This window comes from Wolbachia endosymbiont (group A) of Epagoge grotiana, from assembly GCF_947251775.1.
Taxonomy (GTDB): Bacteria; Pseudomonadota; Alphaproteobacteria; order Rickettsiales; family Anaplasmataceae; genus Wolbachia; species Wolbachia pipientis.
Genome location: NZ_OX366387.1, coordinates 1,298,106 through 1,321,477 on the forward strand (window position 1 = coordinate 1,298,106; position 23,372 = coordinate 1,321,477).

Genomic DNA, 23,372 nt, shown 5'->3' on the forward strand with positions numbered 1-23,372 from the left:
ATGTCGTTGCAGTTATTATTTGAGTGCCTTTCAGAAGAAATACCACCGAGAATGCAGAATGTAGTTGCAACTCAAGTTAAAAGCTGTATTGCCAATGTTTTTAACAAAAATAATGTAAAATTTACATCAATGGAGGTTTTTATAACGGCACGTCGCATTACTCTATTTGTTGACAACATAAATGCTTTGGAACTAAAGGATTCCAATAACGAAGTTAAGGGACCAAACATTAACGCACCAAAAAGTGCTATCGAAGGTTTTTTAAGAAAATATCAGAAAAATGAAGAAGATTTGCTCGTTCGAAAAGTAAATAATGAGGATTTTTACTTCATTAAAAGAGAAAGCTGCTCATTTAACATCAGAGAATTCCTCAAAAATCAACTGGAGGAAATGCTCAAAAACTTTTCTTGGTTGAAGAGCATGAGATGGGGCAAAGGAAAAGAAAGGTGGGTTAGGCCAATCAAAAACATTTTATGCATTTTAAATGACGAAATAATACCTGTGTCTTTTGCAGGGATCACAGCATCTAACACAACATATGGCCATCGATTTCTCTCAAGTGGTACAGCGTTAACTGTTAAAGCACCTAAAGACTATTTTGAATTGCTAGAAAAAAACAGTGTAATTCTCCAAATGGACAAAAGAAAGCAATTTATACTAGATCAGATTAATAAATTCACAAAAGAGCAGAATTTACAACTTGAGAAAAATGATTATTTACTAAATGAATTGACAGGGCTTATAGAGTGGCCAATCGTACTGTTTGGTGAAGTGAATCAAGAAAAGTCATTTGGATTACCGAAGGAAGTAATACTTAGTATAGTTAATACACAACAAAAATACCTTGCTTTAAGTAATGGAAAGAGAATTTCACACTTTGTCACTGTTGTCAACGTCAACAATGGTGAAGTTGTTAAAGGGCACGAAAGAATATTAGAAGCACGTCTTGCTGATGCACAATTTTTGATATCTCAGGACAAAAAGGAAGATCTGGATCATTATGTCAAAAAATTAGGTTCGATATTATTTCATGCTTCACTTGGCAGCGTGGGGGAAAAGGTGAAGCGTATTACGGCTCTGTCAAAGTATATAGCTATATTTATTCCACATGCTTCGCTGATAAAAGTTGAACGTGCTGCATATTTGGCAAAAACTGATTTGGCAACATCGATAGTAAGAGAGTTTCCAGAATTACAAGGAGTAATGGGTGGATATTATGCTTCTTATTTTCAAGAAGATAGAGAAATAGTGGAAGCTATAACTGAGCATTATAAGCCAATCGGGCCAGAGCAGGAGTGTCCTAAATCTCCTTCTGCAATTGCTGTGTCAATTGCAGACAAAGTGGATAGCTTAGTTGGTTTAATTGCAGCAGGTGAGAAAATCTCTGGTTCGTATGATCAATTTGGTTTGCGGAGAATGACAATTGGTATAATTAGGACAATACTTGAAAATAATTTGCATGTTCCAATTAGGCTAATGATAGACAAGTCAGCATCTTTATATTCAAGGCTTCTATTTAATAAAAATACAGCGTCAGTTGATAAGCCGAATAGAAAACAAATTTCAGAACTAGTATTTAGATTTTGCTTAGAAAGATTCAAGGTTATTTTAAAAAATAGAGATATAAGGCAAGATGTTGTAGATTCAATACTATATAAAATCGATATTAATGATCTGCTGACAGCAGAAAAGCAAACTGTTATATTGGATCGTTATCTTAGTACTCCAGAAGGTGAACAAATTCTAAGCACTTACAAAAGAGTCAGTAACATGATGAGCAAAGCAAGGAAAAGTGATGGCACTACTTATAGTGCATCTTACGGTAAGAGGTTTTTGATTGAAAGTGAAGAAATTGCGCTATCAAATTGTGCTATAACTGCTTGTAAAAACATAAAACAAGCGATAAAAAATAACCACTTTAATGTAGCACTTGATGAACTTGCTGGTTTTGCTCCGTTTATCAATCAGTTTATGGACAGTATAAAGATTAACTGTGATTCTGATAAGCTGAGAAGAAACAGATTATCTTTGCTTGAAAATGTAGTTTCCATCTTTCATTTAGTAGCAGATTTTAACCTCATACAGGTTAAGCAATGGATAAATGCTCAGGCAATATAAAGAACAAATCAAATCATCTCCACAGTCCTGTGGCGTGTATAAGATGGTCGGAGATAAGAATAAAGTTTTATATGTTGGAAAAGCAAAAAACTTAAAGTCAAGGTTATCCGACTACCTTCAATTCGAAAACCTTTCTGAACGAATTAGAGTTATGCTCTCACAGGTTATTAAGGTTGAAATATTCATCACTGAGAATGAAATCGAAGCACTGCTTCTTGAAGCACAGCTAATAAAATCATTGAAACCACTTTATAATATTGTGCTTAAGGATGGAAAATCTTATCCTTATATAACAATTTCCAAGCACGATTATCCAAGAATAGCAAAATATAGAGGCAAATTTAAGAAGAATGAGTTTTATTATTATGGTCCCTTTACATCTGCCGCTGCTGTTAAGCAAACTATATTGTCATTGCAAAAAGCTTTTCTCCTAAGAGTATGTTCAGATCAATACTTTTCCTCAACAAAAAGACCATGTATTGAATATCAAATTAAGCGCTGCTCAGCACCATGCATAAACAAAATCACAAAAGACGACTACTGCCAATCAGTAAAACAGGCACGAAATACATTGCTTGGAAGAAATAAGGAAGTGAAAGAACAGTTACTTTTCACAATGAGAAAGTGCAGCAGTGAAGAAAACTATGAGCTTGCTGCTATATATAGAGATCGGGTAAAGTTTCTTGAGCAAATTCAAATACAGCACACGGATTTTTCTTTTGAAAAAGATGCAGATTTCTTCAGTATTGTACGTGAAGAGGATCTAGCATGTATTAGTGTGTTATCGTTTAGAAATAAAGACAACTACGGCAGCACTCCTTACTTTGCCGAGAACTGTGGTGATCACTCAAATGATGAAATTTTATCCACCTTTTTGGTCAATTTTTATAATTCAGCTAACATACCTCCAATACAAATTTACGTTCCAGATTCTATTGTGGATAAGGAAATTATAGAACAAGCACTATATAAGGTTGCTCAAAAGCCAGTAAAAGTTCTGCATGCAAAGAATAAAAAAGAGCGTGATTTATTGAAATTTGTTTATGATAACTCTCAGCATAGCTTAGAGCAGAAGCTTATCGATTATAGAAATAACCTAGAAAAGCTTGAAGAGCTTAGCAAAATCTTCTTGTTACCAAATATTCCAAAGCGTATTGAGGTTTATGACAATAGCCATATATTTGGAAACCAACAAATTGGTGTAATGGTTGTTGCAGGGCAGGAGGGTTTTTTAAAAAGTGAGTACAGAAAATTTACTATAAAGGAAAAATTTTCAGGCGATGACTATAAAATGATGAGGGAAGTGCTAACCAGACGTTTCTCCGGCAATATAAAAGGCATAATACCTGATTTTTTACTGATTGATGGTGGACCAGGACATGTTTCCATAGTACAGAATGTACTGGAAGTATTGAATATAAACGTTCCTTTTGCTTGTATGGCAAAAGGTCCTGATCGTAACGCAGGAAATGAAAGATTTTATATGCTGGGCAGGGAAGAATTCAGTCTGGCAAATGACAGCAAAGTCATGCTTTACTTACAATCGCTGCGTAATGAAGCCCACCGTTTTGCGATAACTTCACATAGAAAAAAACGCGATAAACAGTTTATAGTTTCACAATTAAGCAAAATACCCGGCATTGGCAACAAAAGAAAAAAAGCGTTGATGTCTTATTTTGGTTCAGTGAAAAATATAAGCAAAGCTTCTCTGGCTGAAATTCAAAACATACCTGGAATTAGTAAAGGTTTAGCAGAAGTTATTCTTAAACACGTAAATTATAAGAGAGGAGTACTGGAATGACACAAAACCCGTTTTATTATTAGGGAATTTATATCTTAAAACCGCAAAAAAAGGTGTGCGTATTTGTGAAAAAAAATCTCCATAAAATTTGTGAAGCAATGTGGTGGGACTAGTGCGATTCGAACGCACGACCTTCGGATTAGGAGTCCAACGCTCTATCCTGCTGAGCTATAGTCCCGTGTTTCCTACCATTCATGTAAAGTTATAGCAAAAAATCCTTTCTTTTCTAGATTTCTTGCATAACCAATTTATGACGACAAAAAACATTTCTGTACTTCTTGAGTATAATGCTATTATATTTAATAACATGGTTTAAGTAAGATTAATGCTAGTTAACAATATTGGTTATTTCTATAACAATCAAAACGACTTTGCTTTAAGCAATATAAACATTAAAGTAAAGAAAGGAAATGTTGCATGTTTATTGGGGCATTCTGGCTGTGGCAAGTCAACAATTTTGAAATTAATTGCGGGGATAGAAAATCCAAAATCTGGAACTATTTTTATAAATGATAGGTTAGTTGCAAGTAATAAGGCATCAGTCGCTATAGAGCATAGAAATATCGGATTGATTTTTCAGCATTCTGCATTATTTCCTCATAAAACAGTAGTAGAAAATATAACCTTTGCTATCCGCAGCTCTTCCAAGAGAGAAAAGCACCTAATTGCATTGGAAATCTTGAAGTTACTCAATATAGAAAAATATGAAAATATGTACCCTAACGCCTTATCTGGAGGACAGCAACAATTAGTTGCAATAGCAAGAGTGATGGCACAAAACCCTGATGTTGTGTTGTTAGATGAACCATTTTCTAATTTAGATATACTGCTCAAGTGCCGAATAAGACAACATATATTGTCCCTTTTCAGAAGTAAAAATATCCCTGTGCTAATGGTAACTCATGACCCGCAAGAAGCATTGAAAGTTGCAGATTTTATCTACGTAATGAAAAATGGTAAAATTATTCAATCAGGAGTTTCTAGCGATATATACCATAAGCCTAAAGATGATACGCTAGCAAAGTTTTTTAGTGAGCTCTCTTCTACTCTACAGTTAAGCGAAAAGTTTCCACTTATTCGCTGCAAGAAAATAATCTAGTTTGGGATTGTTATAAAATAATTAAAAAACCTTGATTTATAATTAAATAAAGGTGATATAATCTATGTGTTACTTGACTTCAGTCAAGTTTTAATATTTAAAGGTCAATATTTTAAATGGAGGTGAAAATGAGTTTAGGACCATGGCAATTGTTTCTAGTCTTAATAATAATTTTAGTTCTGTTTGGTGCAGGCAGATTACCGCAAGTTATGGGTGATTTAGGAAAAGGCATCAAAAACCTTAAACAGGAGCTTAAGGACTCAGAAAAATTATCGTCTAATGAACCAGATCGTTAGCGTCCTCATACTTCGTGACATGCACCTTAGTGCATGTCATCTGTTTAAAAACTTAGTCAGGTTAAAGAATGAAAGAGATGAAGTGTTGGTATGAAATAAATAACAAATATTGAAATACAGCAACAACTATGTTAGCTTAAGAGGAATATTTTATTAAAGGATAATTGTGCAAAAAAGTGAGAAACTAACTAAAGATAAAAAACTAGCTTCTGATATTCTAAAAGAGGTTGCAGATACCAATAACAATGATAGCAATAAAGTAACTTTGTTTGACATTAAAACAGCTTTGCATGAGCGCGGTTTTGGTATTTTAATAATCATCTTCTCCTTGCCGCTATCGGTGCCTATAACGGTTCCACCTGGTTATACAACTATTCTTTCTATACCTTTAATCTTATTCTCACTGCAGCTTCTATTTGGATTTGATTCTCCTTGGATGCCCAGTTGGCTAGAAAGAAGATCTTTTCAGCGTTCAACACTAGCTCTTGTGGTAGAGAAAACTTCCCCTGTATTAGAAAAAATAGAAAAATTCATGAAGCCAAGACTGTCTTTCATTTTCTATGGGCCTGGTGAGAAGATTCTGGCTTTTATGATGTTGCTTTGTGCAATAATAATAGCTCTTCTATTACCTTTTACTCACTTCCTTCCTGCAATTGGCACAACTCTTATTTCACTTAGCATTATGAGTAAAGACGGGTTTCTATCCATATTGGGAGTTTTAGTATCATTGTGCGCGTTGTTGCTTACTCTTGTTGTAATAGTCAAAGGACCACAACTTATAACCGGAGCACTTTCTCTTCTTAAAAGCTTTACAACACTTTAACAAAAGAACGAATTACTAGCGCAAAATGAATAATGCATATTGAAATAAAACAATAATTGTGTTAAGAATTATTTTTATCAAAGGTTTTTCGTGTCAAAAAATGATAAGTTGACTAAAAGTGATAAATTAGCTTCTGATATTCTAAAAGAAGTTGCAGATACCAATAACAATGATAGCGATAAAGTAACTTTGTTTGACATTAAAACAGCTTTGCATGAGCGTGGTTTTGGTATTTTAATAATCATCTTCTCCTTGCCGCTATCGGTGCCTATACCGGTTCCACCTGGTTATACAACTATTCTTTCTATACCTTTAATCTTATTCTCACTGCAGCTTTTATTTGGATTTGATTCTCCTTGGATGCCCAGTTGGCTAGAAAGAAAATCTTTTCAGCGTTCAACACTAGCTCTTGTGGTGGAAAAAACTTCTCCAGCATTAAAAAAAATAGAAAAGTTCATGAGACCAAGAATGTCTTTTATTTTCTATGGGCCCGGTGAAAAAATTTTAGCTTTTATAATGCTGCTTTGTGCGTTATCAATAGCTCTTCCACTACCTCTTACTAACTTCATTCCTGCAATTGGTACGACTCTTATTTCGCTTGGTATCATGAGTAAAGATGGGTTTCTATCCATATTGGGAGTTCTAATATCATTGTGTGGGCTATTGCTTACTCTTGTTGTAGTAGTCAAAGGGCCACAACTTATAATTGGGGCATTTTCTTTTCTCAAAAGCTTCGTATATGGTTAGGCTTTACAACACCTTAACAAAAAAAAAGGAACTTTTTACACCAATCGATAAAGATCATGTGAAAATGTATGTTTGCGGACCAACAGTATATGACACAGCACATATAGGCAATGCACGGTCTGTTGTTGTGTATGATGTGTTATTTCAGCTACTTAAGTTTTGTTATGGCAAAGTTACCTATGTGCGTAACATAACCGACATTGATGATAAGATAATTAATGCAGCAAGTGAAAAAAATAGCAACATAGAAAGTATCAGCACATATTACACCAAGGCTTTTCATGAAGATATGAGAAGCATAAATTGTGCAGAACCAACACACGAGCCAAAAGCAACGAAAAACGTAGATTATATTATAAAATTAATTGAACATTTGCTGCAATCAGGCCACGCTTATGAATCTGACAAACATGTGTATTTTAATATAGAATCTTACCATGAATATGGTGCTTTATCAGGAAAAAAAACTGATGAATTGGTTCCAGGTAGCAGAGTTGAAGTTAATGAAAATAAAAAGCACCCGGGAGATTTTGTGCTGTGGAAGCCTGCAAATGATATTGACTACAAACTTTCAAGTTATTGGAATAGCCCATGGGGAGAGGGCAGACCTGGATGGCATATAGAATGCTCAGCAATGTCATATGCTTACCTTGGCAAAGATTTTGATATTCATGGTGGCGGCATAGATTTACAATTTCCTCACCATGAAAATGAAATTGCACAGAGTAAGTCTGCATTTGCTGGATCAATGTTTGCAAAATACTGGATACATAACGGTTTTCTTACAGTAAATGAAGAGAAAATGAGCAAGTCCTTATTTAATATAGTCAAAGTAAGGGATTTGCTAGATAGTGGAATAAAGGGTGAAGTAATACGCTATGCACTGCTCAAAACTCACTACAGAAAACCACTTGATTGGACAGAAAACGTTATTTCTGATGCACAGGAAACCTTAAATAAATTTAATCGATTATCACGTGGTTTAGATACAACAAATATTGATGAAAGTAACGCAGAGATTTCTAAAGATTTTATAGACGCTTTAAAAAACGACTTAAACATTCCTGAAGCTCTAGCTATATTACATGAAATGGCTGCAAAAATCAACAAAATGAGTAATGAAAGTGAAAAGCTTAAATTAACTGAGAGTTTTGTTAAGAGTGCCAGATTTATTGGTCTTCTTGAGTCAAGTTATGAAAAGTGGTTTGCTGTGGATGTAAATCATCAAGAAATAGAAAGGTTGATAGACTTAAGAAAAATTGCAAAAAAAAATAAAAATTACGATACTGCAGACAAAATAAGAAATCAGTTGAAACAAATGGGGATTACAATTTCTGACAATGAAGATGGTACAACAACCTGGTAAATTGATATGGAAAACTACTTCCTGTTATTCACAGATAGTCTAGTATCATCATTAGTCTTACCCATACATCAAGGTTTTGTGTTCAATACCATGCTTTATTTCAGGTCGTATCACACTCCACTACTTATGTTATTTTTTGGAGTACTAGGATCAAGCCTTGGTGGAATAGTTAACTGGTACTTAGGTAGAATAACAATCTCTATACGAAAATCATACCACAAATTAGAAAACGAATATACAACGCCAAAAGTTACAAAAAATTTGCTAATTTTTGCAACTTTATTACTTTCGTGGGTGCCAGCACTTGGAAGTGTGATTCAAATTTTATCAGGTTATTTCAAGTTAAACCTTTATATCCTTGCCCCTTTAATCATTCTATCTAATTTCTTCTATTTATTATATCTAATACTTACTTTTGGAGTATAACAGCTATAGTATTACAGCTATTAAAGCCCACTTCCGTCATTCTATGCCTTGATAGAAGCGGAGCTATAAATTAAATGCAAAATTCAGTAGTCATAGGATGCACCATGAGCTAAAAGCAATTCCACAAGCTCTTGGTGATTATTATTAGCTGCATAATACAATGCTGTTTTTCCTTCATTATTTTTAGCGTTAACATCGGCGTTGTGTTTTAGCAGTATTTTTGCCACAGCAACTTTTCCCATTACGGCAGCAAAGTGTAGTGGCGTATCGTCATCTTTGTTCTTGGTATTAACACCTTTTTCGGCAAGGTATTCTACTATTTCCAAATTTTCACGAAAAACAGCACAGTGTAATGGAGTCAAGCCATCTTTATCCATAGCATTGACATTAGCGCCTTTGTTTACAAGATGTTCTACTACATCTAAATCACTATTACTAGCAGCTAAATGCAGAGGTGTTTTATAATAAATATCCCTAGAATTAATATCAGCTCCTTTCTCTATAAACTTTTTCACTACAGCTAAGTAGCCTAGATAAGCAACCGAGTGTAGAGGAGTTGTACCGTCATTATCTTTTATGTTAATGTCTGTACCCTTTTCATCTATCAAGTATTCTACTACATTCAAGCTTCCACCCTGAGCAGCATAGTGCAACAGAGTACTGCCGTCTTTGCTCTTAGCACTAATGTCAGCACCTTTACTAACAAGGTACTTTACTACATCTAATCTTCCATTATAAACAGCAAAGTGTAATGGAGCGTGACCAGAATTATTTTCAACATTAACAGCCATTATCAATTTACCTGGGAAATGTGTTGATATATGTGTGAGTATAGCCTTAATTGCTTTAAAATCACCACTTGCAGCAAGCAAGTGCAAAGGAGTACTTTTCTTTATAAAAAATGGTTTCCTATGTATACAAGATGAGTTAAAGTAAAAATCATCAATCAACTTACCATATTTACTTGCATATTCCCAAATAGACACAATGTGACTGATTGCTATATCACCACTATTTATCAATTCCAGAGCTTTTCTAAGAACTTCTTCTTCCCGGACTGCCTTTTGTAAATTCAACTCAGTTACTTTCTGCACTAGTCTGTGAATGTTTGCCACTCCTTTTTTTAAGTCAATTATTGAATATCTATCGAGTAGCTCAACAGCCTTCCATAACTTTTCCTTATCCTCTGCTATTAACTTTGAAAAGACTTCTTCTATATGAATCTTGTCAGGAGCAAGATAAGCCATTACTTCTAGAATCTTCAATGCTTCTGGCCCACATTCTCTTTTTGCTATAGCATCAATCGTAATTTTCCAAGCTATGAATGTTGTTTTAGTATAACGGTCACTTTTATATTTAGACTCAAAGTCGAGCAGTTTCTCTGCTTCTTTTTCATACCTTTTTAGGTAGTCACTAACCCCAACTCTTTCTTCACCTCTGCGACTTAATACAATGTTGCTTTCATTTATATATGCAATTGCTTGCCCCAAAGCTAGTGGGAAATATTGTAACTCCTCTGTTAGTTTTTTTATTTCTTCATCTTGTAAATTATCTTTTATATTTAAAGCCCTCTTGACAAACCTTATAGCCTCCGTTTTTTTGAATACACCTAGCTGTATTGTTTTTATTTTTTCCTCGTCTTCTGCTATTCTCCAATCTTTATTACGAGAAGTAATTAAAATGTAAGGTTTTTTATGTCTAGGGTGTAAAGATGAAGGTAAAAACCTTTTAATGTCTTCATATCCCTCAGCATTATCAAAAATGAACAGGCTTCTCCTTCCCCTTCTTGCAAAAAAAGCATATACTTCTCTAACAATGTTTTCTATCGTCTTGTCCCTTTCGTGCCTATCTTTGGTAGGAATGCCTAATCTATTATTAGCTAAATCCAGGAAAGAATTTTTCATAGTTTCAGTGCTTTCAGCATCTATCCAGATAGCATTAACATAATAATCCTTTCCATATTTGTAAGTATATTTCCTAGCCAACTCACTTTTACCTACTCCTCCAAGACCGCTAATAGAGGCAACCTGCGATATCACCGCTTGTTTTTTTGCACTTCTTTGTAGCATATTATGCAGAGCTGTTAACACTCTGCCTCTACCAGTAAAAGATGCCACTGGCTCTATTATGCCAAACCAAACCGCCCCTAAAATTTCCTCTCTTATTTCTTCAAGAAGAGCTTTTGCTTTCTCATATGATAGAAACTCCTCTTCTTCTTTCTCCAGCAAAATCAGCACTTCTTCCTGGTAACGGCTGTAAAAGTGCTTTGCATCAGTATTGCTGAATTCCTTGCCCAATTCACTCTTAATAATTTCACTAAGTTCAGTTCCGCTTGGCAAATTGACTGCAAATACTAATTTATTTAAAAAGTCTTCTATTTCTTTATCGCTGACTTCTCTACCTACCTCACGCTTTATAAAATTCTTATTCTCCTGCAAATATGAGATAATGCTATCATCAAATTTATATCTTACACCATCACCTACATCCAGAAACTCATCTTGTGTGTCTATTCTTATGACTGAAATTTCCTTTCCTTTATTCTTCCCACTCGGCATCATTCTCAGCTTTCTTACTGGATGCGATGTCGAATCCGCGGAATCAAAATCATCATTTGTAATAATGACAAAATCCTCTATTTCACCCTCAAACTCTCCACTACTTTTGATCTTTAAATAAGCAATGAGATATTTTATTAAGCCAAACGCACCATTCTTTCCCGGTGTTAATAAGTCACCTATACTGATCTTTTTGTGCCTACCCTGCCTGTGCTTGACTTGTATGAATCTATGTACTATTTTCCCATCTTGTTCATACCGAAGAACAATATCATCAAAATCCTTAGCTGATTTTTTCTCTGTGAATAGGCGGAAAGAATACTCTCTATCTACTGCATGTTTAGGAAACAGCATTAGCCATCTCGCTTGATACATAATACCATGAAAGGTGCGCTTAACCGCCGAGCAGGATAATCTTACAGGCACCTCACTCTAATCTCTCACTCAAAATTGAATTCACCACATCAGGGCTGGCTTTTCCTTTGGTAAGTTTCATAACTTCGCCGACAAAGAATCCGTATAACTTTGTTTTACCGCTTTTGTATTCTTGAACTTTATCTTGGTTGTTATTGACGATTGTGTCGATAACTCCTGATATTTGACCTCTATCGGTTATTTGTTTTAGGTCTTGCTCTTCTATAATTAAAGATGCAGGTTTGCCAGTTTCAAACATAATATCAAAAACTTGTTTACCAAGTTTAGCAGAGATCGTTCCATCAACGATAAAATCTAAGAGCTCGGACAGGGCATTGGCTTTGATTGGAGAGCTCACAATATCAATATTTGCTTTATTTAAACGACCGAAAAGCTCTACAGTTAACCAGGTGACCGCGAGCTTTGAATCATGTTTTTTTATCAATTCCTCAAAATAATCAGCAATTGCTTTATCGGAGATAATGACGTTTGCATCGTATTCGTTGATACCCAATTCCTCAATGTATCGCAGCTTTTTTTGATCTGGCAACTCGGGCAAAGATGATTGAATTAAATCAATTTTCTCCTGGCTTACCTCAACAGGTAATAAATCAGGCTCAGGGAAGTATCTATAGTCGCTTGCATCCTCTTTGTTTCGCATCACTTTTGTTTTTCCCGAAGCAACGTCAAACAATAAGGTATCTTGACTTATTTCTTCTCCACTTTCTAAAATTTCAATTTGTCTTTGTATTTCATAGTCTATAGCTTGCACAATATAACGTATCGAGTTCAGATTTTTTATCTCACAACGAGTGCCAAATGTGCTACTGCCTTTTAGGCGGACAGAAACATTTGCATCACAACGAAGTGATCCCTTTTCCATATCACCATCACACGAACCAATATAACGCAAAATCTGCCTCAATTTTTTCATGCATTCTGCAGCTTCCGCAGATGAACGGAGATCTGGTTCTGAAACAATTTCCATTAAAGCAACCCCTGCACGATTTAAATCCACATAAGTTTTGCTTTCCTCATGAACGCTCTTTCCTGCATCTTGCTCTAAATGAATTCTCGCGATTCTTATTTCTTTTTCATTATCGTTGATAAATATTCTACCATTTTTAACTATTGGCTCAAAAAACTGGGTTATCTGGTACCCTTGCGGTAAATCAGGATAAAAATAATTTTTCCGATCAAAGTAAGAATACTTATTAATTTCTGCAGAAAGTGCAAGACCGGTGCGTATTGCTTGCTCTATGCAGTAATAATTTAGTATTGGCAGCGTACCTGGCATTGCCGCATCAACTAGAGAAACTTGAGTGTTATGCTCAGCACCAAACTCCGTTGATGAGCTAGAAAATAGCTTCGTATTAGAAGAAACTTGAGCGTGCACCTCAAGCCCAATTACTGCTTCCCAATCCTCTTTCGTCATGTATTTTATTTAAATGATAATCTTAATATTCTGCAAAATTAGCACAAAAAGTCAAAACAAAACTCATGTTAGCTAAGTGGTATGCAGATTGTTTTACCCATAGAAACGGGTTAAATGCAAAAGATTACTTGACAAGCTTCGCCAGCCCTCTTATCATAAAATTGAAGCTATTTATTTATCTTCTCTGTACAGATTAAATGACAAAAAAACTCACGTATCTGGCGTCTCATGTTTAATTTTTTGCACTATGTGCACCTTATGTCTTTATAAAACTTCTACCTACATAAGCTGAAACGCGCTTATAAAGCGTTTAAAACATAAAAAAACGCCAACTTAAAAAATGGATAGTGAATAACTAGCTACCCTAGGGTTTCTTTTGCCTTTTTTTCTGTTTAGTAAATTTCTTAACGTTTATGATTTAGATTAGTTGCGGTTTAAAAGCAACTGAATCGCGGTTATTAAGTGTTTAGAATAAAAAAACGCCATACTTGAAAGTATAATGTAAGTAATTAGCCAACCACGGGGCTTCTTTTGCCTTTTTTTTCGTTTGGTAAATTTCTTAATGTTTGTAGCTAAACGATAACCGTCATCCCGCTACTTGTTAGCGGCCGAGATACCGCGAATGAATCGCGGTATGACGTAGGATTGCTGTCATTCCAGTGCCAAGCACTGGGATCCAGCCTTTATTATTTGGTTGAAATTAAGTCTTCTGGATCCCAGTGTCAGCTACTTGGATGACACCATTCTTTTTCCTGGATTCCAGTGTCTGGGCACTGGAATGACATCCTCCCTTGTGGAGATTGCTCTCAAATCACAATGTTCGTACAGCCATACGCGTCAAGTTAAGGAAATAAAGGTATGAAAGAGATAGAATAATAAGGTATAAGTTCTCCCAGATATACTTTTAGTGAGAGAACCAATGAATAAAATAACTTGCTTATCAAAAAAGCTCAAAGAATTTTTTAATGAAAAAGCAGAGAAAATCTCAATTACAACAAGGTTTATAAAAAGAAAGAGAAAGCTAAAAGGTTCATCATTCGTAAAAGCCATGGTCTTGGGTAATATAGGAGTTGATAATTGTAGCGTAGAAACAATGTGTCAATTACTAAACGAGGACTCGATAGATATAACAAAACAAGGTTTGGATTTTAGATTTACTGAAGAAGCAGTGGAATTTATGAAAAGGATGTATAATGAATCTGTGATTCTCTTTAAAAATATCTTGCAAGTTGATTGCAAAATCTTACAGCAATTTAATAGTGTTAAATTATTGGACAGTAGCTATATTACTCTACCTAACAGTATGGAAGAGATGTATAAAGGTTATGGTACTAGCTACAGTGGCTATGAAAGCAATACTAAGTCTGGAATAAAGTTACAATTAGTTTTCGACTACATGAATCAGATAATAGACCAACTTAATTTAACGGAGGGGGTAAGATCAGACCAGGGATATAGGAAACATTTAAGTAATATATTAAGCAATGATTTGCTAATATCTGATCTCGGTTATTTTGTGCCAAGTTCTTTTAAACAAATCAATGAAATAGGAGCTTATTTCATAAGTCGTTATAAATCCGATACCAACATATATGATGTAGAAACAAATCAAAAAATGGAGTTATTAGAATGTTTAGAGGATAAGTTATTTTTAGAAAACGAGGTATTGTTAGGAAAAGAAGCAAAAATTAGAGTAAGAATTATATGTCAGAAACTAACTGAAGAACAGTCTATGGCCAGAAGAAGGAAAGCTAATAGATTAGCAAGATCGCAGGGATATACATCCTCTAAAAGAAATCAAAAATTGTTGAACTGGTCAATATTTATAACTAATGTTCCAGAAAATAAAATTAGTGCTGAGCAAGTATTAACGATTTACAGAGTAAGGTGGCAAATTGAGTTATTATTTAAATTGTATAAAAGCCATATCAGGCTTGATAAGCTAAAAGGAAAGCCATGCAGAGTATTATGTGAACTATATGCTAAATTGTGCGCAATTCTTATATTTCACGGCATAGTTGGTTGCACAGAAGTGAAAAAGAATACAGAACTTAGCTTAACAAAGGCATTTATTGAGCTAAAAAGGCGGGTTAGAGAGTTATTTTTAGTATTAACCAAAATTAATAGTTTAAAAGCATTTCTTAAAAAACTCACTATAACTTGGTCGCGATTTTCATTAAAAGACAAACGTAGAAGGGCTAGAGTATCCACTTTAACCTCTCTAAATTTGCTCACAATCTCTTAACTTGACGCGTATGGTTGGCTAGACTTTGCCTAAGTTGGATTTTCACCAACTGTATTCTAAACGCTTACTTGGCGCACCCATAACAAAAATGCCTGAAAAACGTTAATAATTATATACTATTATTAATAATTATTCAACCATATTTTAAGCTTACAATTTTGAGCTTAACTGACGCTTATGGATAGGGGCAACTCTATCACCCTGTGTTATGTTTATTTTCTAACGGACGCTGATTTTTGTATCGTAATTTCTTGCTATAAATTGGTTATATAAGAGCTGGCTTCTAAAATTTTATAACCCTAATTTGAATTAACAGACAGTAGAATCGAAAGATTATTACAAGGAGAAATCTACACAGATCGACCCTTTTGTGAATCTGCGTTTCTGCTTTCTTCAACTTGTTTTGCAAAAGATGTTTCCTGTTTCTGAAGTGGTTTAGCAATTTCGCGCACAATGGCAGTAACTGCTGTTAAAAATGTTTTTAACAATGCACCTAAAACTCCACCAACTGCTTCCCTGCCATGTATATGAGCTTGCTTTTCGTTACCGTCAGCAGTTTCCCCTGCCCTCCTTCTTGGATCCATCCTATGAGCAATCACCGAAAACAACACTCCCCTGATTGAAGACTTCACTCGTTTCTTTGCTTCATCATCATGTGTTGTTTCATATCCATGACTTAAGTGTTTAGCGTTCATTAACTCCTTCTGTTGCTGGGCAAACATGCTACTTAACACTTCTTCTATTGCTTGCTTCCTTCTTTTCTCTCTAACTCTTTTCATAGATTCTGATTTATCGCGAGTATGCTTTGTGGTTTCAAATTCTGCATCAATATCTTCGGACACAGCCTGACTATATAAAGTCTCTATGAGCCTATCTATACTTCGCTTTATTTGCATAGTCCTTTCGTAACTATCTAAATTGTCAATTCCTTCGTCGATCTGATTTAGAATATCCTCAAAAGCTTTTAAATATTCTTGAATATACTGTATTATGTATTGCTTATCTTCCTCTTTGTGTTGTTCTTCTTGATTTTGCTGATTTTCATTTTCTAAACTTCTCTCTCTTTTATCATCGTTATTTTCTTCAATATTATCACCGTCTTCCTCGAAAAGGTCTTTGTCGTTCATGATTTTTTTTAATTTAGTTAAAATTCTCACCAGTTACTATTGTATATGAAAAAATTAAATTAACATTAATGAAAAGCGTTTACAACTTCAGCACTAGTTAAAACGACAGTAAAACTGTCAAAAGTAACAGGATCATAATACCTCTCATACAATTCAACTGAACACCTAAGCCTGATTTTTTCCTTAGTGTTAAAACTAATTTCATAATCATTATTAGAGTTTAATATAGCAGAATTACGTAATAATTCATCAGCTAATACAGAGTCTAAAATTCCATTAATTTTTATCGTAATATGTCTGCTTCCAGCAGAATCCAATACTTTTCTCCAGCCAAAAGAAGAAATATCTTTTACCTCTTCTCTGTTATTACGCAAAGTAAACCTTAGGTTTCGTATATTATTTAACACAATAAAATTATTGTCATGATCTTTAATTTTTAGCTGTAATTTGCTCATTATCACCTCCTTTTATTAAAATATCAAAATTAATTGTTGAATGTAAAATTTCATCGTGCTGATCCATAGCACAATTACTTTCTAAAATGACCTCATTATTAAAATCTTCAATGCTCTTAAGTATCAAGTTAATATGCCTTATAATGGCAAACATACTGTCTATATGATAAGTATATATGTCGCATGAAAATCTTGCCTTTGTAGCAAAATTGGACAGCATATGCAGGTTGCTATAATTCACTGCGCGCAATCTCAAGTAAGGAATGGTGACCTGTTTAGGTAAGTAGTCATAAATGTTAGTAACATATTTTCTTAAATCAGAATTTGCTTTTAGTGCTTCATAAACGCTATTGTACAACTCGTTTATAGCTTGAATTTTTTCCATGATTAACCCTCAAAAGATATATAGAAACTCGTCATCCCGCTGCTTGTTAGCGGGATCTATCCGTGACGGTATGACGTAGGACTGCTGTCATTCCGCTACGTGTTAGCGGCTGAGATACCGCGGCGGTATGACGATAAGGTTTATACCTCGTCATCCCGCTGCTTGTTAGCGCTTACTATTACCCACAAATATAAATGTTTGTTGCATAGCTCTTAATGGCATAACTTTTGCTTGAAATAACTGTTTATATGGTGCAATTTACAGCTTTTAGTTGCTAAAATTATAACTCTTAGTTTAATAATTTTAATCTAATAAGCTTTCAGGTTAATAAAATTAAATTATTTGAGTAAATACAATACTATGTTTTTATTTGTGGGTAATAGTAAGTTGTTAGCGGGATCTATCCGTAACGGTATGACGTAGTAGCCCAGTTTGGATGACAAGAAAGAGCTACAACACAACCTTTGGTTCGCGAAACGGAGAATAAACCTTCTTCACTTCAGATAAATGGCTACTTACCTCCGATTCACGATTTTTGTAAAGAGCAGAAACATGCCGCATAATACCTAGTTTTATCTGCTCAGGAACATTGTCATAACCAGCTTCGTATACAACATCAACTCTTATTGCATTCAAACAATTGAAAAACTCAACGTAGCCCCCTACATCACTAAAATAATACTTAAGTGTTCTCTTCTCTTGATTTTTAGACATCATTGCAGTAGCCAATACTATCTTACTCACAGGGCCATAGCTTAAATAGATCCTACGAGGTACATAATCTTCATATGAAACTTGCCATGTTTGCTTTACTAGTGACTTTTCCATATGCCATTCAGCGTAATCAGTTGCCATAAAAATTAGATCTGAAATCAACTTATCATCCTGGTCGTTCTCAATACGTAAAAAAGATTTAACCTCTTCTAAAGTAACTGGAAAAGATTCAGGCTTAGATTTACGTTGCACAGATATTCTTGGTGAAGTCGATCTTATTGACATAATAACCCTCCTTTTTGATATAGCTAGAATAAGTAAGGTTTACCTCGTGACAGCATGGGGCAAATCTTACTTACTTTAGCTATGCAGCTTGCATGCAACATTAAGTTAAATTGGCGCAGCAACAACTCTGAGTGCTTTATCGTATGAATATATTAAGAAGAGAACGTATTAAAGCTGTTTCTCCTTTTTTGTTGATAAAATTTGAACTTATAGCATATTCAACTAGGCTGGATTTTAGTAGATTGACATTTTGAGAATGAATATTGTTGAAGATGGAGTTTAACTCTTTAGCAAGCAGACTGCGAAATTTCTGCACACTGTCATATGCGATGTTCTCAAGTTCATGTGCAAATTTATCTTGAGCTATAGTTGTTATATCTTCAATTTCCTTATTAAACTCCTCTAGCTTTTTTTCGTTATTTTTAAAATTTTTCGTAAAAGTTTTCATATCAATTAAACTCAACTACTATTATGATTATAATGACAATGAAAAACTACCGAAGTAAAAAATTCACACTACTGTGTAACTTGCAAATACTTTTACGCGCTAGGGCTATAGGTGTTATCCCAGCTCGTCATGCAAGTAGCCTCCTTTTCCTGTCATCCCAGTAGCTGACACTGGTTTACTTTACGATGATGTCATGAAAGTAGCTTTCCATCCAAAAGGGCAGTGCCCAGACACTGGGATCCAGAAAACTTCAAGTAAATGTACAATAAGAACTAGATCCCAGTGTCTGGGCACTGGGATGACAAAAAAAGGAGCACAAGGATGACATCATCCTTTTTGGGGATTCCAGTGCAGCTACTTGCATCTGCCACCTGCAAACTGCAATGTTCGTACAGATGTAGGTGCTAAGTTTTACAAACACCACGTTGTGCTGAACCTATATCCACTTCTTTCAATTCAGTGGTAGGAGCGATGGGTTTTGATATTGTGTATGTAATGCCACCAGCTATCAATGCAGATACCACAGAAGCTGCAACTATTAATAGAACAGACAATCCGGAAGCAATACTAAGAGCAGCACCTACTGCTAACATAGCTGCAAGACTCGCATAGGCAACTTTTAAGGAAAATTGTCTTTTTCCTACTTTTTCTAGCGACACTTCATTTGTTTTAGTTTTGCCCAGTTCACCCTCAAGTGGTGTGTTTTCATTCTCCAGACTTCTTATTTTTTGTGTTAGTGATTCATTCTCTTTATTGAATTGTTTCAACTTAGTCTCATGTCTAGCTATACAACTTTTTGATTCTTCTAGTTCCTTTTGCGTTTTTTCTAACAACGCTTCTGCTTTAGAATACTGACTTTCTGTTTTGTCTAATTTATCCTTAAGCGTTGCTTTTTCACTTTCTAGATCTTGTATTTGTTGTTTTAGCAATTCATTCTTTTTCTGCTCATCCTTTAGCTGAGTACGTAATTCTTTTAACTTAGCTTTACGTTTTTCAACCTTTTCTGCTTTTTCTGGAGTTTCCATTGCGTTGTGTGTTTTGGAATGGGAAGAAGTACTAGATACAACCTCAGATGGCTGATCACACATACTGTTTAGTCTATCTATTACTAAGCCTTCATCCTTTATCAATGAGCGATCTGCTCCATATTTTATCAAAAGTTTTGCTAATTCTTTATTGTCATTTGCAACAGCAAAATATAAAGGGGTATGTCCATCTTTATCTTGTGCATTAATATTTGCTTTACGTTTTATCAAAAGTTTTACTGATTCTTTAGCGCTTTTTGCAGCAGCATAGTGTAAAGGGGTCACGCCATCTTTATCTTGTGCATCAACACCTGCTCCATTATCTATTAGATATTCTGCAATCTCTACATAACCATATGTAGCAGCATAATGTAAAGGGGTCACGCCATCTTTATCTTGTGCATCAACATTTGCTCCATCATCTATTAGATACTTTGCAGTCTTTACATCACCATTTGCAGCAGCATGGTGTAAAGGAGTCATTCCATTTTCATCTCGTGTATTGTGTTTTTCTAACTCTTTACCGATGTCTTCTGTGGAAGTATTTATTCCACTGTCGCTACTATTACTTTCATCAATAGTCGAATCTAAAAAGGTCTGTTCACCATTATATGTAGCACCGTATTGTTCCGAATGTTGATTATGACCGGTTTGTTCTATGCGCTTCTGATTATTGGCAAGTCTTTGTTCTACCTCTTGCAACTTTTGCTCCACAGCATTTCTTTCTCTTAGAGCCTGTTCTCTTTCTAATGTATCATCTACTTTGTCTGTATTGTTTTCATTAATGATTGAGTTTGAAGAAGTCTGTTCATCCTCATCTTGTACATAGATTTTTCTGTTGTTTGGTGTAGTTCCGTTGTTCTCTTCCTGATCTCTTGCATTACATGCTTGCACTGCAGCAGTTGCGTTATTTCCGTTCACAGCTAAATTTCCTGGAGTTTTATTATTAGGCTGCGGTAAAGTGCCTTGTCTATTTTGTCTTCTCGTAGCTCCTGCCTCAGCATAACGTTGTTCTCCTTCCTCTAACATTTCTATTATAGCCTTTTTACCTTTTACATCACCGACAATATCCCTTGGAGTTCGGCCTTGACTATCTTTTAGTAAAAGATTTGCGTCATTATTCAATAAAAGCTGAACTATCTCTTGATGACCATGCAAAGCAGCAATGTGCAAAGCAGTTAATTGAGACTTAGCTCCATCAAGTTCATATATTGGTTCATTAACTTTTACTCCCTTTGCTAGTAGGAGTTTTACTATTGGTACACTGTTACATTCCACAGCAAGATGTAACAATGTATAAGTTACAATTTTGTATGAATCTGATACACGGAACATCTTATCTATCTTCAAATTGTTATAAGTGCTATATACTATTGAGTCTGCATCTTTTAGCTCACTTCCTATTCTTTCAAGTAAATTATTCTCATTTAAACCTTCACTCTTGCTTACCTCATTTATTATTTCAAAAAACTTTTCCTTTTTTATTGCCATAACCTTTCCTCTCAATTTATTTATTATTGCTGAACAGTCTCACAAAAAAGTTAAGTTTGTCGAAATTCCATGTTTGATCTAAAAATTAGTCATAAACATTTTCTATGCAAGTAGCTGACACTGGTTCATTCTATAATGGTGTCACAGCAGTCCTACATCATGCCACCGCGAACCGTCATACCGCGATTCATTCGCGGTATCTCATCCGCTAACAAGTAGCAGAATGACAGCAGTCCTACGTCATACCGCCGCGGCGCTAACAAGAGATCCCGCTAACAAGCAGCGGGATGACGAGCTTATCTTCATGCCGCCACGAACCGTCATACCGCCGCGTTATCTCCAGATCCCGCTGGGATGACGATTGTCGTTTAGCTATAAATATTTAAGAAATTTACCAAATAAAAAAAAAGGCAAAAGAAGCCCTGGGGTTATTATCTGCTTTAAAATATTGGCGTTTTTTATGTTTTAAACGCTTGACAAGCAAGATTTAGCTGCTTTTAATTGCAACTAACCTACGCTGCAAATGTTTAAGAAATTTACTAAGCAGAAAAAAAGACAAAGAATCCCCGAGTTAGCTAGTCTTTTACTATCTCTGTCGAGTATTGGCATTTTTTGATGTCTTGTAACGCTTTATAAGCGCGTTCAGCTTATTTAGATAAAAATCTAGATGTAGATGAAGTTTTGTAAAGACATACAGTATCTATATACTGCAAAAAATTGAACATAAGACGCCGATACATTAAGTAATCCTTACCTTTTAATCTGCAGATTGGCGAAAGCAAATACAATAGCTTCAGTTTCATGATAAGGGGGCTGGCGGAGTTTGTCAAGGAAGTTTTTTCGTTTCTGTGGGCTACCTGGATTAATATTATATAGAAAGTCTGCTGCCAATAAAGCCTAAACTTACCAAATACATTTCTGTAGATTCAGATCTACTTGACTTTGGTTTAAAGTATTTTACTGTTTTAAACATTTTTTTTAGCTCGTTACAAAAATCTTTATCAGATTCTCCTTGGAAAATTTTTACTACAAACGTGCCACCATGGCTCAAGAAATGCTTTGCAAAATTGAGCGCTGCCTCACATAAAAGCATAATTCTGATATGATCCAATGATTTTAAACCACAAGATTCGGGCGCCATGTCAGATAAAATTACATCAAATTTTTGATCCTTGAATTTTTCTCTTAAAATTTCAAACTCATTGATAATATCACATTGTATAAACTCTACTCCATTAATTGCGTTCATTGGTTTTATGTCAAGAGCAACCACATTTGCACCTTTCTGAGATGCAACTTGTGACCATCCACCAGGAGAAGCACCAAGATCAATAATTTTTTGCCCTTCTTGGAATAATTTAAATTTGTTATCCATTTCTACCAGCTTATATGCTGAGCGTGACCTATAACCATCCTTGCTAGTTTTTTGCACATACTGATCATTCAAATGACGATGTAGCCACCTTGTTGAAGATAGTTTTCTCCCTCTAGCCGTCTTTACTCTAGTTTTTATTGCTAATACCCTACTTATTATTGATTATATCTTTAAGCTCTTTTTCAACTACTTCTTTTACCAGTGCATGTAGATATTTATTCAGCCATTCTGAGAGCTGAGGTTTTAAAAGAGATGTAACTAATTCTTCAACAGTAAGGTTCGCTTTTTTTTGTTGTTTATGCTGTAATTCGTTTTGCATTTTTCCAAGCAACGCTTTGATCTCTTCCATATTCTCTTTTAAAATTAGATGATCGTTATTTTGCGCTTGTAAGCCGCTATTACTCGCTTTGTTATTACTCATTTGGATATTATCGTACAAATAAATATCTTTTTTTTCTTCTGAATTGTAGCTATGGCCATTAAATTGGTTATTGTTGCAAGCCATTTCCTCACTTTGGTCATCATTATCAATGTCCTCTTTTTCATTATTTTCTTTTTTGCCATCTTCTTCTATTTCTTCTGGATACTCTTCCTCAAGGTATAGCACATCATCATTTTCATCCTTTATTTCTGCTTTATCGTTACTCGCGTTTTTACCCGATATAGCTTTTTTTATATCTTCTAGGATATCTTTTACAGATTGATTGCCTTGTTCATCATGCATAGTGCTAATACCATT

General features: G+C 34.8%; 19 protein-coding genes and 1 tRNA gene. 9 read left to right on the top strand and 11 right to left on the bottom strand.

The genetic code is table 11. The features are described from left to right. Nucleotides 1–2,118 (top strand): glycine--tRNA ligase subunit beta, encoded by a 2,118-nt coding sequence (glyS, locus tag OPR50_RS06080; protein WP_264339261.1) that lies wholly within the window; start codon nt 1–3, stop codon nt 2,116–2,118. Further along, nucleotides 2,102–3,919, top strand: coding sequence for an excinuclease ABC subunit UvrC (uvrC, locus tag OPR50_RS06085; RefSeq protein ID WP_264339260.1), 1,818 nt, complete (start codon nt 2,102–2,104; stop codon nt 3,917–3,919). Before glyS ends, uvrC begins: the two co-directional genes overlap by 17 nt. 101 nt (nt 3,920–4,020) lie before the next feature. On the opposite strand, the gene OPR50_RS06090 is transcribed toward uvrC, so the two are convergent. Continuing rightward, nucleotides 4,021–4,097: transfer RNA gene (locus OPR50_RS06090), tRNA-Arg, on the bottom strand. Nucleotides 4,098–4,244: 147 nt separating this feature from the next. Here OPR50_RS06090 and OPR50_RS06095 point away from each other — a divergent pair. The 6 genes from OPR50_RS06095 to OPR50_RS08560 all read left to right on the top strand — a co-directional run bounded on the left by OPR50_RS06095 (nt 4,245) and on the right by OPR50_RS08560 (nt 8,676). Beyond that, nucleotides 4,245–5,018 (top strand): ABC transporter ATP-binding protein, encoded by a 774-nt coding sequence (locus OPR50_RS06095; protein WP_006280146.1) that lies wholly within the window; start codon nt 4,245–4,247, stop codon nt 5,016–5,018. A 128-nt stretch (nt 5,019–5,146) separates the two neighbouring features. Continuing rightward, on the top strand, nt 5,147–5,314 hold the full coding sequence (gene tatA / locus OPR50_RS06100; protein ID WP_006013840.1) for a twin-arginine translocase TatA: 168 nt from the start codon (nt 5,147–5,149) through the stop codon (nt 5,312–5,314). Between the two features lie 166 nt (nt 5,315–5,480). Next, nucleotides 5,481–6,137 carry an exopolysaccharide biosynthesis protein gene (locus tag OPR50_RS06105; RefSeq protein WP_265023950.1) on the top strand — a complete coding sequence of 219 codons (657 nt, stop codon included), beginning with the start codon at nt 5,481–5,483 and terminating at the stop codon, nt 6,135–6,137. A gap of 90 nt (nt 6,138–6,227) precedes the next feature. After that, nucleotides 6,228–6,884 (top strand): exopolysaccharide biosynthesis protein, encoded by a 657-nt coding sequence (locus tag OPR50_RS06110; protein WP_007549323.1) that lies wholly within the window; start codon nt 6,228–6,230, stop codon nt 6,882–6,884. Next, nucleotides 6,877–8,250, top strand: coding sequence for a cysteine--tRNA ligase (gene cysS / locus OPR50_RS06115; protein WP_265023951.1), 1,374 nt, complete (start codon nt 6,877–6,879; stop codon nt 8,248–8,250). Before OPR50_RS06110 ends, cysS begins: the two co-directional genes overlap by 8 nt. 6 nt (nt 8,251–8,256) lie before the next feature. Continuing rightward, the gene (locus tag OPR50_RS08560) at nt 8,257–8,676 is read left to right on the top strand and encodes a YqaA family protein (RefSeq protein WP_155968794.1); all 420 of its coding nucleotides are present in this window, start codon (nt 8,257–8,259) and stop codon (nt 8,674–8,676) included. A gap of 83 nt (nt 8,677–8,759) precedes the next feature. Here the strand turns inward: OPR50_RS08560 and OPR50_RS06120 are convergent, their stop codons facing one another. Both OPR50_RS06120 and gatB read right to left on the bottom strand, forming a co-directional pair. Then, on the bottom strand, nt 8,760–11,609 hold the full coding sequence (locus OPR50_RS06120) for an ankyrin repeat domain-containing protein (protein WP_264339257.1): 2,850 nt from the start codon (nt 11,607–11,609) through the stop codon (nt 8,760–8,762). 52 nt (nt 11,610–11,661) lie between these two features. Then, on the bottom strand, nt 11,662–13,083 hold the full coding sequence (gatB, locus tag OPR50_RS06125; protein ID WP_265023952.1) for an Asp-tRNA(Asn)/Glu-tRNA(Gln) amidotransferase subunit GatB: 1,422 nt from the start codon (nt 13,081–13,083) through the stop codon (nt 11,662–11,664). A 919-nt stretch (nt 13,084–14,002) separates the two neighbouring features. Between gatB and OPR50_RS06130 the strand changes: the two genes are divergently transcribed. Next, nucleotides 14,003–15,328: an IS4 family transposase gene (locus OPR50_RS06130; RefSeq protein WP_264339118.1), complete on the top strand. Its 1,326-nt coding sequence runs from the start codon at nt 14,003–14,005 to the stop codon at nt 15,326–15,328. A 350-nt stretch (nt 15,329–15,678) separates the two neighbouring features. Here the strand turns inward: OPR50_RS06130 and OPR50_RS06135 are convergent, their stop codons facing one another. The 8 genes from OPR50_RS06135 to OPR50_RS06170 form a co-directional block, all read right to left on the bottom strand. Continuing rightward, the gene (locus OPR50_RS06135) at nt 15,679–16,455 is read right to left on the bottom strand and encodes a hypothetical protein (protein ID WP_265023953.1); all 777 of its coding nucleotides are present in this window, start codon (nt 16,453–16,455) and stop codon (nt 15,679–15,681) included. 65 nt (nt 16,456–16,520) lie between these two features. Next, nucleotides 16,521–16,910, bottom strand: a complete 390-nt coding sequence (locus OPR50_RS06140; protein ID WP_265023954.1) for a phage tail protein — start codon at nt 16,908–16,910, stop codon at nt 16,521–16,523. Further along, entirely contained in the window at nt 16,885–17,295 is a 411-nt protein-coding gene (gene gp17 / locus OPR50_RS06145; RefSeq protein ID WP_265023955.1) for a tail completion protein gp17, read from the bottom strand. Before gp17 ends, OPR50_RS06140 begins: the two co-directional genes overlap by 26 nt. A 450-nt stretch (nt 17,296–17,745) precedes the next feature. Then, nucleotides 17,746–18,294, bottom strand: a complete 549-nt coding sequence (locus tag OPR50_RS06150) for a head-tail connector protein (protein ID WP_264339285.1) — start codon at nt 18,292–18,294, stop codon at nt 17,746–17,748. Nucleotides 18,295–18,430: 136 nt separating this feature from the next. After that, the gene (locus OPR50_RS06155) at nt 18,431–18,742 is read right to left on the bottom strand and encodes an ECH_0659 family protein (protein WP_007548422.1); all 312 of its coding nucleotides are present in this window, start codon (nt 18,740–18,742) and stop codon (nt 18,431–18,433) included. Nucleotides 18,743–19,146: 404 nt separating this feature from the next. Then, on the bottom strand, nt 19,147–21,258 hold the full coding sequence (locus tag OPR50_RS06160) for an ankyrin repeat domain-containing protein (RefSeq protein WP_265023956.1): 2,112 nt from the start codon (nt 21,256–21,258) through the stop codon (nt 19,147–19,149). An 868-nt stretch (nt 21,259–22,126) separates the two neighbouring features. Continuing rightward, nucleotides 22,127–22,705 (bottom strand): RlmE family RNA methyltransferase, encoded by a 579-nt coding sequence (locus OPR50_RS06165; protein WP_015588787.1) that lies wholly within the window; start codon nt 22,703–22,705, stop codon nt 22,127–22,129. Between the two features lie 76 nt (nt 22,706–22,781). Continuing rightward, a complete protein-coding gene (locus tag OPR50_RS06170) occupies nt 22,782–23,357 on the bottom strand; it encodes a PopZ family protein (protein ID WP_010082598.1) in 576 nt (191 codons plus the stop codon). Nucleotides 23,358–23,372: the final 15 nt, after the last annotated feature.